The organism is Rubrobacter tropicus, from assembly GCF_011492945.1.
GTDB classification, from domain to species: Bacteria; Actinomycetota; Rubrobacteria; order Rubrobacterales; family Rubrobacteraceae; genus Rubrobacter_D; species Rubrobacter_D tropicus.
Map to the genome: position 1 here is coordinate 1,177,037 of NZ_CP045119.1, position 15,390 is coordinate 1,192,426.

Sequence of the window (15,390 nt, forward strand, 5' to 3'; positions counted from 1 at the left end):
GAGCGCGCTTGCGACGGGTACTCTCACTCCTGTTTGCCGGGTTGGCCTTCACGATCGTCTTCGCCGGGACCGCCGGGGCGCAGGAAGCCACGAGCTTCTACGACCCCTTCGACTCGTTCGATACCGCCCGCTGGTCGACCGGCGACCACAACCTCGGGCGCAGCTACCTCGACCCGACCAACGTGGACGCGAGCGGGGGCAACCTGAGGATCAAACACCCCGCCCGCTCCTACGAGGGGGGCGAGGCCCTCACGAACGCCCTCCACGGCTACGGTTCCTACTCCGCCCGCGTGAAACCCGCGTACGCCCCGGGCTCCATCACGGGCTTCTTCCTCTACAAGAGCCCGGACTTCGAGAGCGAGATCGACATAGAGATCTACAACGATCGCTCGGGCCGCGTCATGTTCACGACTTACGCCGGCGGCCAGCAGACCCACACCGAGACCGCGCAACTCGGCTTCGACCCGACCGCCGCCTACCACGAATACGCCTTCGACTACGCCTCGGACTCCATGACCTTCTACGTGGACGGCCGCCCGATGCGCACCTGGGACACCGGCATCCCCCAGACGTCCATGCACCTGATGGTCAACTCCTGGTTCCCGGCCTGGCTGAACGGCAACAGGCCCAAGAAGACCGTCTACACCCAGATCGACTGGATCCGCCACACGGCAACCGCCGCGACCCCCTGACGGACGGCGAGGGGCTCGCGAGTGGGCCAGACTGGTGGGTTCTGAAGCTTCAGGTTTCGGGTCGCCTGCTTCGCAGGCTCTCAGGATTCAGGGGTTGTTTTCGGCACCCCGCCTCGCTTACCGCCCCTGATGCCTGTGGTCTGTGCCCCTTTTGGGTCGTTACTTCCGCAAGGCGCCGTAAAACTTCAATGCTCTCGTACTTCTCAAAGATGCTGAAAGCCGCTTTCAGGCCTGGCAGCCGCCCTCTTCCCGCAACCTCTCTCGCAAGAGGCCCAGGAGCCTGACGAGCTCACGCCGGTCTTCCTCGGAGAGCCCTACGAAGAGCTCCGCCACGTCCTTGCGGTGCTCTTCGTACTGGGTTTCCATGGTCCTTCCGCCCTCGTCGGTCAGCTCTATGACGATCGCGCGCCGGTCGGTGGGGTGGGGCAGACGCCTGACCAGGCCCTCCTGCTCCAGCCCGTCGACCAGCGCCGTCACGTTGCGGCGCGTCACCCCGAGCTCGTCGCTGATGCCGCTCATGATCTTGGGCCCCCCGCAATGCAAGGCCCCGAGCAACCGCATCCGCGCGTAACTGACGCCCGGCTCCCGCATCCGCGAACGTACCCACTTCATGTACGCCGGCCCAAACGCGGCGAACTCGTCGACCAAACGCAGGGAGAGATCCCCGACAGCCCCCGAACTTACCGTGTCCATGCCGCTCCCCACACGAAACCCATACTACCAACTCCTTTGATCGCATCTTAACCGTTGACGTTCATTGTTGTCAATGTTATTGTGAATAACTACATTATAGTCGGAGGCGCAGGGTGTCCGGCGGGATGGGAGAGGAGGCGGGCGTGGCTGCTGTATCGGGTGGGGCCGAGGGTCGGGGTGTTCCGTTGGGGCGGCTGGCGATGGTCGGGGCGCTCACGGTGGTGGTTGCGGTGGTGGTGAACGTCGTGATCCGGACGGTCGCGGTCTCCGTGTTTGGGATCGGGGAGGGGTTTCAGCCGCTCGGCGTGGGGCCGACGGTGTTCTTCACCGTGGTTGGGGTAACGGGCGCCGTGGTGGTGTTCGGCCTGATCCTGCGCTTCGCGCGGCGTCCGGTGCGTTTGTTCCGGAGGGTCGCTCTGGTGGTGCTGGTGGTCTCGCTGGTGCCCGACGTCTTGCTCCTGTTCGCGGGTTCCATGCCCGGCGTGACCGCCGCCGGGGTCGGCACGTTGATGATCGAGCACGTCGCCACGTGGGCGGTGGCCGTCGGGATGCTCACCACGCTTGCCGGGGGGAGAAGGTCGTAGGGCCTACCACGCGGGTGAGGAGGCCGACCCGCGATCCGATGGGCGGAAGGTGGCCCCGGTTACGGACGGCCGGGGCGAAGGGGACGAGACTGCGGGTTGGCCTGGATCTTCAAGGTATAGACTCAGGGCGCTCGCGAAGTTCAGAGACCAAGAGGAGCAGGTTTGAGTAACACTGGCATGGGTGGGAAGGTGGCGCTCGTCACGGGCGGGACCTCCGGCATAGGCAAGGCGGCGGCGACGGCGCTGGCCGCGATGGGGGCCGACGTCGTCCTGGTAGGGCGCAACCCCGAGCGCGGGGAGGAGGCGGCGGCCGAGATCCGGGCCCGGACCGGCGGACGCGTGGACCTGGCGCTCGCCGACCTCTCCTCGCAGGCCGAGGTGCGCGCGCTGGCCGACGAGTTCAAGAAGCGCTACGACAGGCTCGACGTGCTCGTCAACAACGCGGGGCTCGTTCAGAGCACGAGGAGCGAGACCGTGGACGGCCTGGAGACCACGTTCGCCATAAACCACCTGGCGCCGTTCCTGCTCACGAACCTGCTTATGGATCTGCTCAAAGAGAGCGCCCCTAGCAGGGTCGTCACCGTCTCCTCGGAGGCCGAACGGTGGGGGAACATCGACTTCGACGACTTGCAGTCCAGGAAGAAGTACAGGGGTTTCCCCGTCTACGGGATGACCAAGCTCGCCAACATCATGTTCACCTACGAGCTAGCGGGGCGGCTGAAAGGGACTGGCGTAACGGCCACCTGCATGCACCCGGGGGCCGTCAATACCAGGTTCGGGAGCGACAACTCGGGGCTGTTCACGATCTTTTTCCGGCTCTTCAAGCCGTTCATGAGGACGCCGGAGCAGGGGGCCGACACCCTGATCTGGCTGGCCTCCTCGCCCGAGGTGGAGGGCGTCAGCGGCCGGTACTACTCGGACCGCAAGGTCATCGAGCCGAAGAAGGTCGCCGATGATCCGCAGGCCCGGCGCAGGCTGTGGGAGGAGAGCGAGAGGCTCACGGGCCTGAAGGTGACCGCGTAGTGGGACGCGACAGCGGGATAATCGTCGAGGGCCTCGTCCGGGAGTTCAGGAAGGGACCGCGGGCCGTGGACGGCATCGACCTGCGCGTCGAGCCCGGCGAGGCCTACGGCTTTCTCGGCCCGAACGGCGCGGGGAAATCTACGACCGTCCTGATGCTGACGACGCTGCTGCCGCCGACGGGCGGGACCGCGAGGGTCGCCGGCTACGACATCGTCAGGGAGGGGCCGCAGGTCAGGGCCTCCATCGGGGCGGCGCTGCAGGAGGCCGCGCTCGACCCGTTCCTGACCGGGAGGGAGCACCTCAACTTGCAGGCCGCGTTGCACGGCATCTCGCGCGCGGACCGGAAGAAGCGGGGGAACGCGCTGCTGGAGCGGGTCGGGTTGCAGGAGGCGGCCGACCGGCGGGTGCGCGGGTATTCGGGCGGGATGAAGCGGAGGCTCGACCTCGCGCTCGCGCTCGTGCACGGGCCGAGCATCCTGTTTCTCGACGAGCCGACGACGGGGCTCGACCCGCAGAGCCGGAGCGCCCTGTGGAGCGAGGTCAGCAGGCTCGCCAGGGACGAGGGTGTCACGGTGTTCCTGACGACGCAGTACCTCGAAGAGGCCGACGTGTTGGCCGACCGGGTCGGGATCATCGACCGGGGCACCATCGTGGCCGAGGACACGCCCGAGGCGCTGAAGGCCGAGATCGGGCGCCCCAGCGTCGAGGCGACGCCGGCCAGCCCGGCAGAGCGGGACGCCGTCGTTGGCGTTCTGGGCCGGTTCGGGGAGGAGATCCCATCCCAGCCCGGCACCGTCGCCGTCCGCCTCTCCGGCGGCGCCGCGGGCCTCGCCGACGTCGTGCGAGCCCTCGACCGGGAGAACCTGAAGGTCTCGAACCTGAGACTAGAAGAGCCGAGCCTCGACGACGTCTTTCTCGCCAAGACCGGCCGCTCGCTCGAAGGGGCCGGGGACAGTGGAGAGGGCGCGGAGGAGGCGCAAGGGTGACGGGCTCCTCTTTTCTCGTGCAGGTCGTGGCGCTCGCGCGCCGCTCGACCGTAAGGACGCTGCGCCAGCCGGCCGTTATCGTCTCGGCCCTGCTGTTTCCGATGATGTTCTTCTCCATAAACGCGAGCGGCCTCGACGCGGCCTCGCGCTTGCCGGGATTTCCGGACGCCCCGTACCTGGACTTCGCCTTCGCGTTTCCGCTCATTCAAGCGTCGCTGTTCGGGGCGATCACGGCCGGCAGCGACCTCGCCCGCGACATCGAGAACGGCTTCTTCGACCGGCTCTCCCTGACCCCGATGCGGCCTTCGGCGCTGCTCAGCGGGATGCTCGCCGGCGTCGTCGCCCTCGGCCTTATCCAGGGCGTCGTCTTTCTCGCGTTCGGTTTCCTGATGGGCGTGAACATCAGCAGCGGCGTCCTGGGGATGCTCGTGATCGTGGCGCTCACGGTGCTCGTGGCTCTGGGCTTCGGGGGGCTCGGGGCGATGCTCGCCATACGGACCGGCTCCGTGGAGGCGGTCGAGAGCGCCTTTCCGCTCTTCTTCGTCGCGATCTTCATGTCCTCCATAAACCTGCCGAGAAACCTTATAGAGCAGGACTGGTTCAGGTTCATAGCGACCGTCAACCCTATCTCCTACCTCGTCGAAGGCATCCGGAGTTTGGTGATAACCGGCTGGGACGCGCAGGCGCTCCTGCTCGGCTTCGGGTGCGCGGCTGTGATCGTGGTGCTCGCCATCGGCGGGGCCGCGGCCTCCATGCGGACGAGGGTGGCCTAGCGTGGGCGGCTTCTTCGCGGTCGCCTGGGCCGTCGCGGGCAGGCAGACCTACAAGTACTTCACCAACCCGGCGTTCCTGGCGCCGGCCCTCTTCCCGCTCTTCTTCTTCGTGGCGTTCGCGGGGGGGCTCACGAGGGTGGGTGACATACCCGGCTTCGACTACGCCGCCGGTTACATCGCCTTCCAGTACGTCTGGGCCTTGCTCCAGGCCGTCACGATGGGCGGGGCGTTCACGGGGTTCTCGATAGCCAGCGACTTCGAGAACGGGTTCGCCAGGAGGCTCATGCTCGCGGCCTCCAACAGGTACGGGATCATCCTCGGCTACACCATGGCCTCGCTCGTACGCGCCTTCATGACCGGGACGCTCGTGACCGTTCTGGCGCTTATAACCGGCATGCCCATAACGGGCGGCTTCGACTTCTTCGGGTTGATCGCGCTCGCCATTCTCGCCAACATCGCGGCGACGCTCTTCGGGGCCGGTATCGCGATGATGCTCCGCACCCAGCAGGCCGGGCCCGTTATAAGGACCCCGATCTTCATGGTCCTCTTTTTGGCCCCGGTCTTCGTCCCGCTGAACCTCTTGAGCGGCTGGATCGAGACGGTGGCCCGCCTGAACCCGTTCACCGCCATCCTCGGCGCCGCGCGCGGCTTTCTGGCCGGCGACCCGCAGAACGTGCTCCCGGCCTTCGCCATAAGCGCCGCCCTGATACTCGTCCTCTCCGTGTGGGCCATCTTCGGCCTCCGGCGGGCCGAGAACGCCGGATAGAATGACCCGGGGACGGCCTTACGGCCCCGCCATCGCCACGGCCCAGAAGTGGGCCACGAAGCTGCATTCTTCCCTCTACCGGACCACGAACGGCAGGGTCGGCGGCCGGATGGTCGGCAGCCCCGTGCTTCTGCTCGTCACGACCGGCCGCCGGAGCGGGCTGCGGCGGACGACGCCGCTTCTCTACCTCGAAGACGGCGGCCGGTACGCTATCGTCGCCTCCAACGGCGGCGCCCCGAAGCACCCCGACTGGTGGCTCAACCTCGGGGCGAACCCGGAGGCGGCCGTCGAGGTCGGTGGGCGCGAGATCCGCGTCCGCGCCACGGAGGCCGTGGGCGAAGAGAAGCGGCGGCTGTGGAAGCGGCTCGTCGAGATGTACCCGAGCTACGCGAGCTACCAGGCGAAGACGGACCGGGAGATCCCGGTGATCCTCCTCGAACCCATCGAACAAGGCACCCGAAACCCACGAAAGGAGCCGGCATGAAAACCATAGACCGCGAGGAACTGAAGGCGAAGCTGGACCGCGGGGACGATCTCTTGCTCCTGGAGGTGCTCGGCGAGGCCTCGTACGGGCAGGGGCACCTGCCCGGCGCGGTCCGTTACGAGGGGCGGGGTCAGGTTGAGGGTCTGGTTCAGGACCGGAGCGCCGAGGTCGTGGCCTACTGCTCGAACTTCAACTGACACTCCTCGACGCGGGTCGTCCGTGAGCTGACGGCCATGGGTTACGACAACGTCTCCGACTACGAGGGCGGCAAGCAGGACTGGATCGAGGCCGGCCTCCCGGTCGAAACGGGGAGTTGATACGGGGTTGACGGGGTTGCGAAGGAGGGCCCGGTGAGGGTCATCAAGGCCAGGGAACTCACCAAGACCTACGGCCGGGGCGAGGGCCGGGTCGAGGCCCTGGCCGGCGTGAGCCTCGACGTCGAGCCGGGCGAGTGGGTTTCGGTGGTCGGACCTTCCGGGAGCGGCAAGAGCACGCTGATGAACCTGCTGGGGCTGCTGGACCGGCCCACGGCAGGGAGCTACGTCCTCGACGGGCGCGAGGTGTCGGGGCTCAAGGGCGGCGAGCTCGCGCGGGCGAGGCGGGATCTGATCGGCTTCGTCTTCCAGAGCTACAACCTCCTGCCCCGCCAGAGCGCCCGCAAGAACGTGGAGCTTCCCCTCGTCTACGCCGGGACGCGGGGGGCCGAGCGTCGCAAGCGGGCGCTTGGGGCCCTCGAACAGGTGGGGCTCTCGGACCGGGCCGGGCACAGGCCGCCGGAGCTCTCGGGTGGGCAAAAGCAAAGGGTGGCCATAGCGCGGGCGCTCGTGAGCCGGCCGGCGATGCTGCTCGCCGACGAGCCTACGGGGAACCTGGATACGAGATCCGGGGAGGGAATCCTGAACCTCTTCGGGCAGCTCAACGCCTCGGGGGTGACGCTAATCGTCGTTACGCACGACCCGGAGGTCGCCCAGAGGGGGGACAGGATCGTGGACATCCGGGACGGGCGCGTCTTTGCCGACGAGAAGTCGCGGGGGCTGGGGGTCGCAGAATGAGGAAGGTCTTCCAGATCGCCGGCATGGGCCTCTCCGGGTTGCTCGTCAACTGGGCCCGCACGTTCCTCACCATGCTCGGCATAATCATCGGGGTGGCGGCCGTCGTGCTGCTCACCTCTTTGGGGAACGGCATACAGAAGAGCATCTCGGGCCAGATCAACGACCTCGGCCCCAACCTCATAACCATAAGCCCCGGCACCAGCGGCGAGCAGGCCGGCGGCGACGACGGCCCGTTCGGCGCCGCCGCGGCCAGCACCCTGACCCCGGAGGACACGCGGCTGGTCGGCGATCTTCCCGGCGTGGCGAGGGCCTCGTCGAACGTCTCGACCGTCGCGCCCGTCGAACGACAGAGTGTCTCTTTCTCCGGGGTCGACCCGTCCTACGACGAGATCCGGTCCGTCGGCCTCGCCGCGGGCCGCTTCGTGGAGGGCCGCGGCGAGGTCGTGCTCTCCCAGGCCGATGCGAGGAGGCTCCTCGACTCGAAACCCGGGGAGGCCGTCGGAAAAACCTTGTCCGTCGGGGGATCATCCCAAAACGCGCCAGAACGGGACTCCGAACGGCGCTCCGCCCAGGTGCCGAAACGGCTCCCCGAACAGATCTCCGAACGTCTCCCCGAAGGCGTCGCGCGCGAGCAGGCGCAGGATGCGCCGCAAGAGCCCGCGCCCGAGCCTGCCAGGAAGTACGAGGTCGTCGGGGTAGCCGAGGCGTCGGACGTGGAGTTCGGTCCCCCCGTACCCGAGGCTTCGTTCATGGCGACGGCGGACGCTTTGGAGGTCTCCGGCGTGAAGACCGTGGGACAGATCGTGGTCCAGGCCGAGGGTGCGGGGACCGTAGACCGGGCCGTGGACGGGATCGGCAAGGAGCTGAGGGAAGCCCATGATGGGGCGAAGGACTTTTCTGTTATTACGCAGAGGGAGTTGCTTTCGACCTTCACCGAGATCACGGACCAGCTCAAGATCTTCCTGACGGGCATCGCCGGCATCTCACTTCTCGTCGGCGGCATCGGGGTCATGAACATCATGCTCGTCTCGGTGGCGGAGAGGACGCGTGAGATCGGCGTTCGCAAAGCCCTCGGCGCGACCAACGCCAACGTGCTGCTGCAGTTCTTGTTGGAGGCCGTGCTGCTGGCCCTGATCGGGGGCGTCCTCGGCGTCCTGGTCGGCATCGCAGGATCGGCCATCCTGCCGAACGTCCTCGAAGACCTCCCGCCCGCCGTCGTTACGGCAAACGAGGTGGCGCTGGCGTTCGGCGTCTCGGCCCTGATCGGGGTCCTCTTCGGCGTCCTCCCCGCCTACCGCTCCGCCCGCCTCCAACCCGTCGAAGCGTTGCGCAGGGAGTAAGATCAAAGGGTCGCCGGACGAAAGAGGCCTTCCCAACGAACGACATCCAAACCCCGAGAGGCAACCGCGTGCCCCCAACCCGACGACGAACCCCCAACCCCCAACCCGCCCCCCACGTAGGGGCGGGTTTCAAACCCGCCCGGCGGAACCGGCGCTCACCGCGACGCTCGCGGCCGCCCTGGAGGCCGACGCCGCCGGCGACGAGGACCGCACCCTCGCCCGCTTCCTGCGCTCCGTCGAGACCTCGGCCCCACCCAACCCGGAAGAGGCGGCCGCGCTCCGGGCCGTCGCGGACCGCATCGAGACCGGCAACGGGGACTACCCGGCCCTCGTCCGGGCCGCCGCGGAGCCCTCGGGCGGCAACGTCGGCGACGAGCGCGAGCGGGCCTCCCACGCCTCGAGGACCGTCATCCGCCCGCTCGCGGCGCGCGGGACGGACGGCGCCCGGTAGCTTGGAGACCTACTCCCACGCCTTCTTCACCTGGGCGCTCGCCAAGCACGGCATAAAGGCCGGACGGGCCGCGGGTATTGCCGGCGCCTTGGGGGCCTCCTTCCCCGACCTGCCTTCCTTCGCCGGCACCGCCTACTACATAGGGCCGGCCTACCTGCGGGACGGCTGGTCCTCGATGGACACGGAGGAGGTGCTGCAGGCCATCTACTTCACCGGCCCGTTTGGCGGGACGGGCAGCATCCTCCACTCGGCCGTGCCGGTCGTGGCCCTGCTCGTCCTGTACCGCATCTCCGGTCTGGTACGGCTGGACCAGCACAGAATACTTCTCTGGTTCCTCCTTGGCTGGCTCGGACATACCCTCGCCGATTTTCTGACCCACGTGGACGACGTGCGACCGCTCTTCTGGCCTTTATCTAGCTGGACCTGGGCGAGCCCGATCTCCTACTACAACAGCGCGTACTACGGGCGGGAGTTCTTCCTCGCCAATCACGGCCTGATGCTGCTTACGATGCTGGCGTTGCTGGTTTCGCGCCTCAGACGTAGGGCCGGGAAGGCTTCTTAGCTTCGATCCGGGCCGGGTCATTTGGTACACTCCATGCCGTCGCTCCCGGAGAGGTGTCCGAGTTGGCCGAAGGAGCGCGATTGGAAATCGCGTAGGCGGTGTTAAGCCGTCTCGAGGGTTCGAATCCCTCCCTCTCCGCTCTTGTCCTATGTTTGCAGGTACGCCGTGATGCCTGGTTGGCACGCCGAACGGATGCCGGACGGCTCCTGGTCCCGGTTTACCGCAACCGTACTGCAACCCCCGGCCCGGGAATCGCCGAAGAGCGGGCGGTATTTCTTCTGGAAGATGGTCGCCCTGGCCCGCCTTGACTGGTGTATTACTGTTGCTTACGAGGTCGATGGGACCCCGATCGCACCGGAACAGCCCGGTGGGAGAGGAATGATCGTGAGCGCTGGCGGCGGGTCGGTGGGGTGGAGGTTCTTCCTGTGGTGGATGCTCGCCTTCCTGGGCTTTCCGATAGGCGGGCTGTTGGCTTTCATCGTGGTAGGCTCGATCGGTGGCACGGCGTCCGGCGCGCTCGCCGGAGCCCTGGCGGGAGCGGTGATCGGGGCGGCCCAGTGGCTGGTGCTTCGCGGATACCTGAGGATAGGCCCCGGCTGGATAGGAGCCACCGCGCTGGGTGTTGCCTCCGGCGACGCCGTAGGGGCCCTGCTCACGAGCGCGGAAACGGGGTTAGGAGACCTGCTCGTAACCGGCCTGGCCACCGGTGTCGCCGTCGGGTTCTTGCAGTGGGCGCTCTTGAGGAGGCACCTCCGGTCCGCGGGGCTGTGGGTGCCGGTCGCCATCCTCGCCTGGCCTGTCGGCTGGACGGTTACGTGGGCGTTCGGCATAGACGTCGAGCGGGGCTACGCCGTGTTCGGCTCGACAGGGGCACTCGTCTTCGCCGCGCTCACGGGAACGGCGTTGTTGCTCTTGCTCCGCAGCCGAACCCGCTGACCGAGAGGGACGCCGGGACACACAACCAGGCAGGGGAGGAACCCAGATGACCGACGACGGAGGGCTTCACGTAATCTTCGGCACCGGGCCGGTCGGGATGTCCGTGATGGATGAGCTGACCGAGAGGGGCAGGCGAGTCCGAATGGTCAACCGCAGCGGCAGGGCGGACGTTCCCGAGCGCGTAGAGGTCGTGGGAGGCGACGCTTCCGACCCCGCGTTCAGCCGGGAGGCGAGCGCGGGAGCATCCGCCGTCTACTTTGCCCTCAACCCGCCCTACGACAAGTGGCCCGAGCTGTTCCCGCCGCTGCAGGCGGCGGTGATAGAGGGCGCCGTGGCCGCCGGCGCAAAGCTCGTGGCCGTGGAGAACCTCTACATGTACGGTCCAACAGACGGCCTTCCGCTCACCGAAGACCTGCCCCACGCCGCCGAGACGCGCAAAGGCGGTGTCCGTGCCAGGATGTCCCAAGAGCTCATGCGGGCCCACGAGTCCGGCAGGGCGCGGGTCGCCATCGGGAGGGCGTCCGACTTTTTCGGACCTCGCGTGCTCGCGTCGGCCGCGGGAGAGCAGGTCTTCGGCCGGGCCGTGGAGGGCAAGAGCGCCCGGGTGGCCGGCGACCCCGACCAGCCCCACACCTACACCTACGTGCCGGACATCGGCAAGGGGCTCGTAATCCTGGGCGAGCGCGAGGAGGCGCTGGGGCGGGCGTGGCACCTACCAAGCCCCGAGACGGTTACGACACGCGAGTTCGTTGAGATCGCCTTCGAGGAGGCCGGAAAGCCGGCGCGCATCCAGGCGGCGCCGAAGATCGTGCTTCGGGCCATCGGCCTATTCAACCCGCCCCTGCGCGAGACCATCGAGATGCTCTACGAGTTCGAGGAGCCTTTCGTCGTCGACCATTCGGACTTCGCACGTACCTTCGGCGACCACGCGACACCACTAAGGACGGCCATAGGCGAGACCGTGCGCTGGTACCGTGATCGTCTCTCGGGCATGGGGTGAGAGCATAGAACTTCGCCGTGACCGTTCGGCCGCGTTGCCGGAAGCGGTTGCCCAGGTGCCGGGCCACCCCGAAGCGCCACGGAGGCGGTGAGCGAGGCGCGACTCGGAAGCGAACCCGACGAGACGAGCTCGCCCCTCGCCGTACCTTTGCGAGCTGATCCAGGAGACCCCGGCGCGGGCGTTCTCCAACCTGAACGCCCGCGCCCGAGCATCCTGGCCAACGCCGCCCTTCTATCCGGGGAGCGGGAGGTCAGGAGAACAGCGCGCTGTAGCCGTTGAGGGCTGGCTGGCCGCCCAGGTGGGCGTACAGGACGGTGGAGGTCGGGGGGATCTCACCCCGCTTTACGAGGTCGATCATGCCCGCCATCGACTTCCCCTCGTAGACGGGGTCGGTGATCATCCCCTCCGTGCGGGCCGCGGTCCGCATTGCCTCCAGCGTCGCCCCGTCCGGGATGCCGTAGACGCCGGCGTGGTACCTGTCGTCGAGGATTACGTCGTCGCCGACCTCCCGTGTCAACCCGATGAGTCCGGCCGTGTTGCGGGCTATGCGCGTTATCTGTTCTCTGGTCTCTTGCGGTTTCGCCGACCCGTCGATGCCTACCACCCGGCGGGGACGGCCCCCGGCCTCCTCCAGGGCGGCGAAACCGGCGACCATGCCGGCCTGCGTGCTGCCGGTTACTGAGCAGACGATTACGGTGTCGAAGAAGACGCCGAGATCCTCCTCCTGGGCTGCGACCTCGTTGGCCCAGTTCGCGAAGCCAAGGCCGCCGAGTTCGTGGTCGGAGGCGCCGGCCGGTATGGCGTAGGGTTTGCCGCCGGAGGCTTCTATCTCGGCCACGGCCGCGTCCCAACTCTCCTTGAACCCGATGCCGAAACCGGCCTTGACCAGGCGCACGTCAGCGCCGGCCAGCCGGCTGATGAGGATGTTGCCGACCTTATCGTAGACGCTGTCGGGCCAGTCCACCCAGCTCTCCTGGACCAGGACGCACCGGAGCCCGACGCGGGCCGCAACGGCCGCCACCTGGCGGGTGTGGTTGGACTGCACGCCGCCGATGGAGACGAGCGTGTCGCACCCCTTGGCGAGCGCGTCGGCGACGAGGTACTCGAGCTTTCGGGTCTTGTTCCCCCCGTATGCGATGCCAGAGTTGCAGTCCTCGCGCTTCGCCCACAACCCGGCGCCGCCCAGGTGCTCCGTGAGCCTGTCTAGCCGATGCACGGGCGATGGCCCGAACAAGAGCGGGTAACGGTCGAAATCCGCGATGGTCAATGGGCCTCCTCCGTGCGGCCTGGGCTGTCCCGCGGGAGGTTAACATCTCCTGGTCACCACGGTTCCAACCGCCCGTTGCCGGAAGAGCGCGCGGTTTCGGGCGTGGCCCTTATGCTAGGATTGCGCGGCGTGGGGGTCGTCTAAAGAGGAGTGGGTGGGGTTGGACAAGGTCCGCAAAACCTCCCTGTCCGATGCTGTTACGGACAGCGTTATCGCCTGGATCCGGGAAGGCCGGTACCGCGCCGGCGACCGCCTCCCGACCGAGAGGGAGCTCGCGGAGCGACTGGGCGTCGGCAGGACCTCCGTTCGCGAGGGGCTGCGGTTCCTGGAGAAGCTGGGCATCCTGGAGATCCGCCAGGGAACGGGGACGATGGTGCGCTCCCTCTCCTTGGGCGAGGTCTTCGACCACCTGGTCCCCGTCCAGACGATCATAGATCTCCCCGACCGCGACGTCCGCCACATCATGCACGTGAGGCGCGTCCTCGAGGCCGAGTCGGCCCAACTCGCGGCCCAACACGCCACCGAACGGCAACTGGGACGACTAGACGAGTTGCTCGACGGCATGGCCGCCTCCCTGGAGAGGCCGAGGGATTACCTGGAGATGGACCTGGAGTTTCACGTGGTGGTGGCCGAGGCCGCGGCCAACCCCGTGCTGGCGCATCTGATCGACCTGATCCGGACCATCTACACCAGGTACTTCGAGATCGTGCTCCGCGACCCCGATATGAACAGAACCTCCCTCGACTTCCACCGTAAACTCTACGCAGCCCTCCGCGACCACGACCCGAAGCCGCCCGCCAGCACATCCTCGCCCACCTGAACCAGGCCGAGAGGGACGTCCTGAAACTACTCGACCCCTCTAACGACAACGGCCAGCCCCCTCGCCCCCACGGGATAACGGAACGCCATTGCGAGCAAGAAACGCATGTGATAAAGTGCGCGAACTTTGGTCTGGTAAGCTGATGAACAGTTAACCAGTACAACGGGGAAGCGGGAAGCAAGGCCGGGTCGGCGTGGGGGCCGGCACCTGGCCTACGTGATAGGAGGCTGATGCTGTTGGGGAAGCTGGCATTCGTGGTTGGTGCGGGACGCCGCTGAAGGCTGGGCCCAGTCTCTTACGTGGGCCGGGGACGATCATGCCAATAGTCTTGCGAGCAGCCGTGGGCCGGTGCCTTTCGGAGCGGGGGTAGGGGCGTGGGGTTGCCCGGGGCGCACGCGGCGCGGATACTTCCATCAAGGGAAAAGACAATAGCAACAGGGAACCGGCCTTTCGGCATGCAAGAAAGCTTCATTAGTGCAGGGTGGTCGTTGGGGCCGGTGGGTGGAACCCCGTTTTTCGGGGGCTCAAGAGGAAGGGAGTGGCATGTCTGCGGGAAGTTCTAGCGCGGGAGCCGCTGAGAGGCGGAGGTTCGTAAACCTGGCGGCCGCGATCACGGCGACGGGTGGATTGCTCTTCGGGTACGACACGGGCGTCATCTCCGGTGCCCTGCTGTTCATCAGGCAAGACTTCGAGCTGACGTCCTTTTTGGAGGGCATAATCGTCAGCTTCCTGCTGGTCGGCGCGATGGTCGGGGCGCTCTCGGGCGGGCCGCTCTCCGACCGTATCGGACGCCGTCCCACCACTCTCATAGCCGCCATCATCTTCGGGGTGGGTGCGATGGCGGTGGCATTCGCGCCGAGCGTGGCGTTCATAGTCCTCGGCCGGTTCTTGCTTGGCCTGGGCGTCGGGCTGGCGTCGATGATCGTGCCGCTCTACATCGCCGAGATAGCCCCGGCCGACAGGCGGGGGGCGCTCGTCTCGCTCAACCAGCTCATGATCACCATAGGTATCTTGCTCTCCTACATCGTGGGCGTCCTCTTCACGCCCATCGAGGGCTGGCGCTGGATGTTCGGCGTCGCGCTCATACCGGCCCTCATCCTCGGCATCGGCATGTTCTCGCTGCCGGAGAGCCCGCGCTGGCTCTTCGAGCACGGCCGGATGGACAAGGCCCGCCAGGTGCTCGGCCGCTCCCGGAGCCCGGAGGAGGTAGATCAAGAGCTCCAGGAGATGCAGGACATAAAGAACCAGGAAGGCAACCAGGAGCGGGTCTCCTACGCGGAGCTTCTGGCTCCCTTCGTCAGGCCGGCCCTCATCATCGGCATAGGTCTCGCCATCTTCCAGCAGATAACCGGCATCAACACGGTGATCTACTACGCGCCCACGATCCTGCAGGGCGTCGGCTTCTCGGAGGGGGGCGCCATCGCGGCCACCGCCCTCGGTGTCGGGGTCGTGAACGTAGGGTTCACGATCCTTGCCGTCCGCATCATCGACCGGGCGGGGCGCAGGCCGCTGCTCCTCATCGGGCTCGTCGGCATGACCATAAGCCTCGCGCTGCTTGGCACGGTCTTCGCGTCCGGCGCCACCGGGGACAATTCGACCGTTCTGTCTGGCGTGCTCGCGACCGTGTGCCTGGCGGTTTACATAGCTTCGTTCGCGATCAGCCTCGGGCCGGTGTTCTGGTTGATGATCTCGGAGATCTACCCGCTGAGAATTCGTGGCACGGCCATGAGCGTGGCCTCAATCGCCAACTGGGGCTCGAACTTCCTCGTCGCCCTGACGTTCCCGGTCCTGCTGGCGGCGCTCGGCGGCGCCACCTTGTTCTGGATATTCGCGTTCCTCGGCATCGTCGCGTGGGTCTTCATCTACTTCCGGGTGCCGGAGACGAAGAACCGCTCGCTGGAGGAGATAGAGGCAAGCTTCCGCGGCACGACGGTCAGCACCGGCCGCGTTCGCTAGGTAGA

The 15,390-nt window shown here is 67.1% G+C and carries 18 protein-coding genes and 1 tRNA gene; 16 read left to right on the forward strand and 3 right to left on the reverse strand.

Going from position 1 to position 15,390, the window contains the following annotated elements; all coding sequences use genetic code 11:
- The first annotated feature begins 8 nt into the window (after positions 1-8).
- Complete coding sequence (locus GBA63_RS05690; RefSeq protein WP_166174266.1) at positions 9-692, forward strand: family 16 glycosylhydrolase; 684 nt, start codon at positions 9-11, stop codon at positions 690-692.
- Positions 693-917: 225 nt separating this feature from the next.
- Here the strand turns inward: GBA63_RS05690 and GBA63_RS05695 are convergent, their stop codons facing one another.
- Positions 918-1,385 carry a MarR family winged helix-turn-helix transcriptional regulator gene (locus tag GBA63_RS05695; protein WP_166174282.1) on the reverse strand — a complete coding sequence of 156 codons (468 nt, stop codon included), beginning with the start codon at positions 1,383-1,385 and terminating at the stop codon, positions 918-920.
- Between the two features lie 143 nt (positions 1,386-1,528).
- On the opposite strand from GBA63_RS05695, the gene GBA63_RS05700 reads away from it, so the two are divergent.
- The 9 genes from GBA63_RS05700 (at position 1,529) to GBA63_RS05740 (ending at position 8,393) form a co-directional block, all read left to right on the forward strand.
- Positions 1,529-1,969: a DUF6069 family protein gene (locus GBA63_RS05700; protein WP_166174284.1), complete on the forward strand. Its 441-nt coding sequence runs from the start codon at positions 1,529-1,531 to the stop codon at positions 1,967-1,969.
- Positions 1,970-2,131: 162 nt separating this feature from the next.
- Entirely contained in the window at positions 2,132-2,992 is an 861-nt protein-coding gene (locus tag GBA63_RS05705) for an SDR family oxidoreductase (RefSeq protein WP_207957092.1), read from the forward strand.
- A complete protein-coding gene (locus tag GBA63_RS05710) occupies positions 2,992-3,978 on the forward strand; it encodes an ATP-binding cassette domain-containing protein (RefSeq protein WP_207957093.1) in 987 nt (328 codons plus the stop codon). The genes GBA63_RS05705 and GBA63_RS05710 overlap by 1 nt, the downstream gene beginning before the upstream one ends.
- A complete protein-coding gene (locus tag GBA63_RS05715) occupies positions 3,975-4,751 on the forward strand; it encodes an ABC transporter permease (protein ID WP_166174286.1) in 777 nt (258 codons plus the stop codon). Before GBA63_RS05710 ends, GBA63_RS05715 begins: the two co-directional genes overlap by 4 nt.
- Position 4,752: 1 nt before the next feature.
- Positions 4,753-5,517 (forward strand): ABC transporter permease, encoded by a 765-nt coding sequence (locus tag GBA63_RS05720; protein ID WP_166174288.1) that lies wholly within the window; start codon positions 4,753-4,755, stop codon positions 5,515-5,517.
- Position 5,518: 1 nt separating this feature from the next.
- Positions 5,519-6,001 (forward strand): nitroreductase family deazaflavin-dependent oxidoreductase, encoded by a 483-nt coding sequence (locus GBA63_RS05725; RefSeq protein ID WP_166174290.1) that lies wholly within the window; start codon positions 5,519-5,521, stop codon positions 5,999-6,001.
- Complete coding sequence (locus GBA63_RS05730) at positions 5,998-6,198, forward strand: rhodanese-like domain-containing protein (protein ID WP_166174292.1); 201 nt, start codon at positions 5,998-6,000, stop codon at positions 6,196-6,198. The genes GBA63_RS05725 and GBA63_RS05730 overlap by 4 nt, the downstream gene beginning before the upstream one ends.
- 153 nt (positions 6,199-6,351) lie before the next feature.
- Complete coding sequence (locus GBA63_RS05735; RefSeq protein ID WP_166174294.1) at positions 6,352-7,053, forward strand: ABC transporter ATP-binding protein; 702 nt, start codon at positions 6,352-6,354, stop codon at positions 7,051-7,053.
- Positions 7,050-8,393: an ABC transporter permease gene (locus GBA63_RS05740; RefSeq protein WP_166174296.1), complete on the forward strand. Its 1,344-nt coding sequence runs from the start codon at positions 7,050-7,052 to the stop codon at positions 8,391-8,393. Before GBA63_RS05735 ends, GBA63_RS05740 begins: the two co-directional genes overlap by 4 nt.
- Before the next feature lie 129 nt (positions 8,394-8,522).
- Here the strand turns inward: GBA63_RS05740 and GBA63_RS05745 are convergent, their stop codons facing one another.
- Entirely contained in the window at positions 8,523-8,705 is a 183-nt protein-coding gene (locus tag GBA63_RS05745) for a hypothetical protein (protein ID WP_166174298.1), read from the reverse strand.
- 140 nt (positions 8,706-8,845) lie between these two features.
- Here GBA63_RS05745 and GBA63_RS05750 point away from each other — a divergent pair, with 140 nt between their 5' ends.
- The 4 genes from GBA63_RS05750 (at position 8,846) to GBA63_RS05765 (ending at position 11,342) form a co-directional block, all read left to right on the forward strand.
- Positions 8,846-9,406 carry a metal-dependent hydrolase gene (locus tag GBA63_RS05750; protein ID WP_166174300.1) on the forward strand — a complete coding sequence of 187 codons (561 nt, stop codon included), beginning with the start codon at positions 8,846-8,848 and terminating at the stop codon, positions 9,404-9,406.
- 47 nt (positions 9,407-9,453) lie between these two features.
- Positions 9,454-9,544, forward strand: a tRNA-Ser gene (locus GBA63_RS05755).
- Between the two features lie 246 nt (positions 9,545-9,790).
- On the forward strand, positions 9,791-10,342 hold the full coding sequence (locus tag GBA63_RS05760; protein WP_166174302.1) for a hypothetical protein: 552 nt from the start codon (positions 9,791-9,793) through the stop codon (positions 10,340-10,342).
- A gap of 46 nt (positions 10,343-10,388) precedes the next feature.
- The gene (locus GBA63_RS05765) at positions 10,389-11,342 is read left to right on the forward strand and encodes an NAD(P)H-binding protein (protein WP_166174304.1); all 954 of its coding nucleotides are present in this window, start codon (positions 10,389-10,391) and stop codon (positions 11,340-11,342) included.
- Positions 11,343-11,592: 250 nt separating this feature from the next.
- Here the strand turns inward: GBA63_RS05765 and GBA63_RS05770 are convergent, their stop codons facing one another.
- Positions 11,593-12,609, reverse strand: a complete 1,017-nt coding sequence (locus GBA63_RS05770; protein ID WP_166174306.1) for a 1-aminocyclopropane-1-carboxylate deaminase — start codon at positions 12,607-12,609, stop codon at positions 11,593-11,595.
- A gap of 154 nt (positions 12,610-12,763) precedes the next feature.
- Between GBA63_RS05770 and GBA63_RS05775 the strand changes: the two genes are divergently transcribed.
- A complete protein-coding gene (locus GBA63_RS05775) occupies positions 12,764-13,429 on the forward strand; it encodes a FadR/GntR family transcriptional regulator (protein ID WP_166174308.1) in 666 nt (221 codons plus the stop codon).
- Positions 13,430-13,972: 543 nt separating this feature from the next.
- Complete coding sequence (locus GBA63_RS05780; RefSeq protein WP_166174310.1) at positions 13,973-15,385, forward strand: sugar porter family MFS transporter; 1,413 nt, start codon at positions 13,973-13,975, stop codon at positions 15,383-15,385.
- Positions 15,386-15,390 lie beyond the last annotated feature (5 nt).

Bases quoted from the DNA above. Each gene is read 5' to 3' on its own strand.
- GBA63_RS05725 (WP_166174290.1), top strand. From the start codon at position 5,519: ATGACCCGGGGACGGCCTTACGGCCCCGCCATCGCCACGGCCCAGAAG.
- GBA63_RS05740 (WP_166174296.1), top strand. From the start codon at position 7,050: ATGAGGAAGGTCTTCCAGATCGCCGGCATGGGCCTCTCCGGGTTGCTC.
- GBA63_RS05730 (WP_166174292.1), top strand. From the start codon at position 5,998: ATGAAAACCATAGACCGCGAGGAACTGAAGGCGAAGCTGGACCGCGGG.
- GBA63_RS05780 (WP_166174310.1), top strand. From the start codon at position 13,973: ATGTCTGCGGGAAGTTCTAGCGCGGGAGCCGCTGAGAGGCGGAGGTTC.
- GBA63_RS05695 (WP_166174282.1), bottom strand. From the start codon at position 1,385: ATGGACACGGTAAGTTCGGGGGCTGTCGGGGATCTCTCCCTGCGTTTG.
- GBA63_RS05765 (WP_166174304.1), top strand. From the start codon at position 10,389: ATGACCGACGACGGAGGGCTTCACGTAATCTTCGGCACCGGGCCGGTC.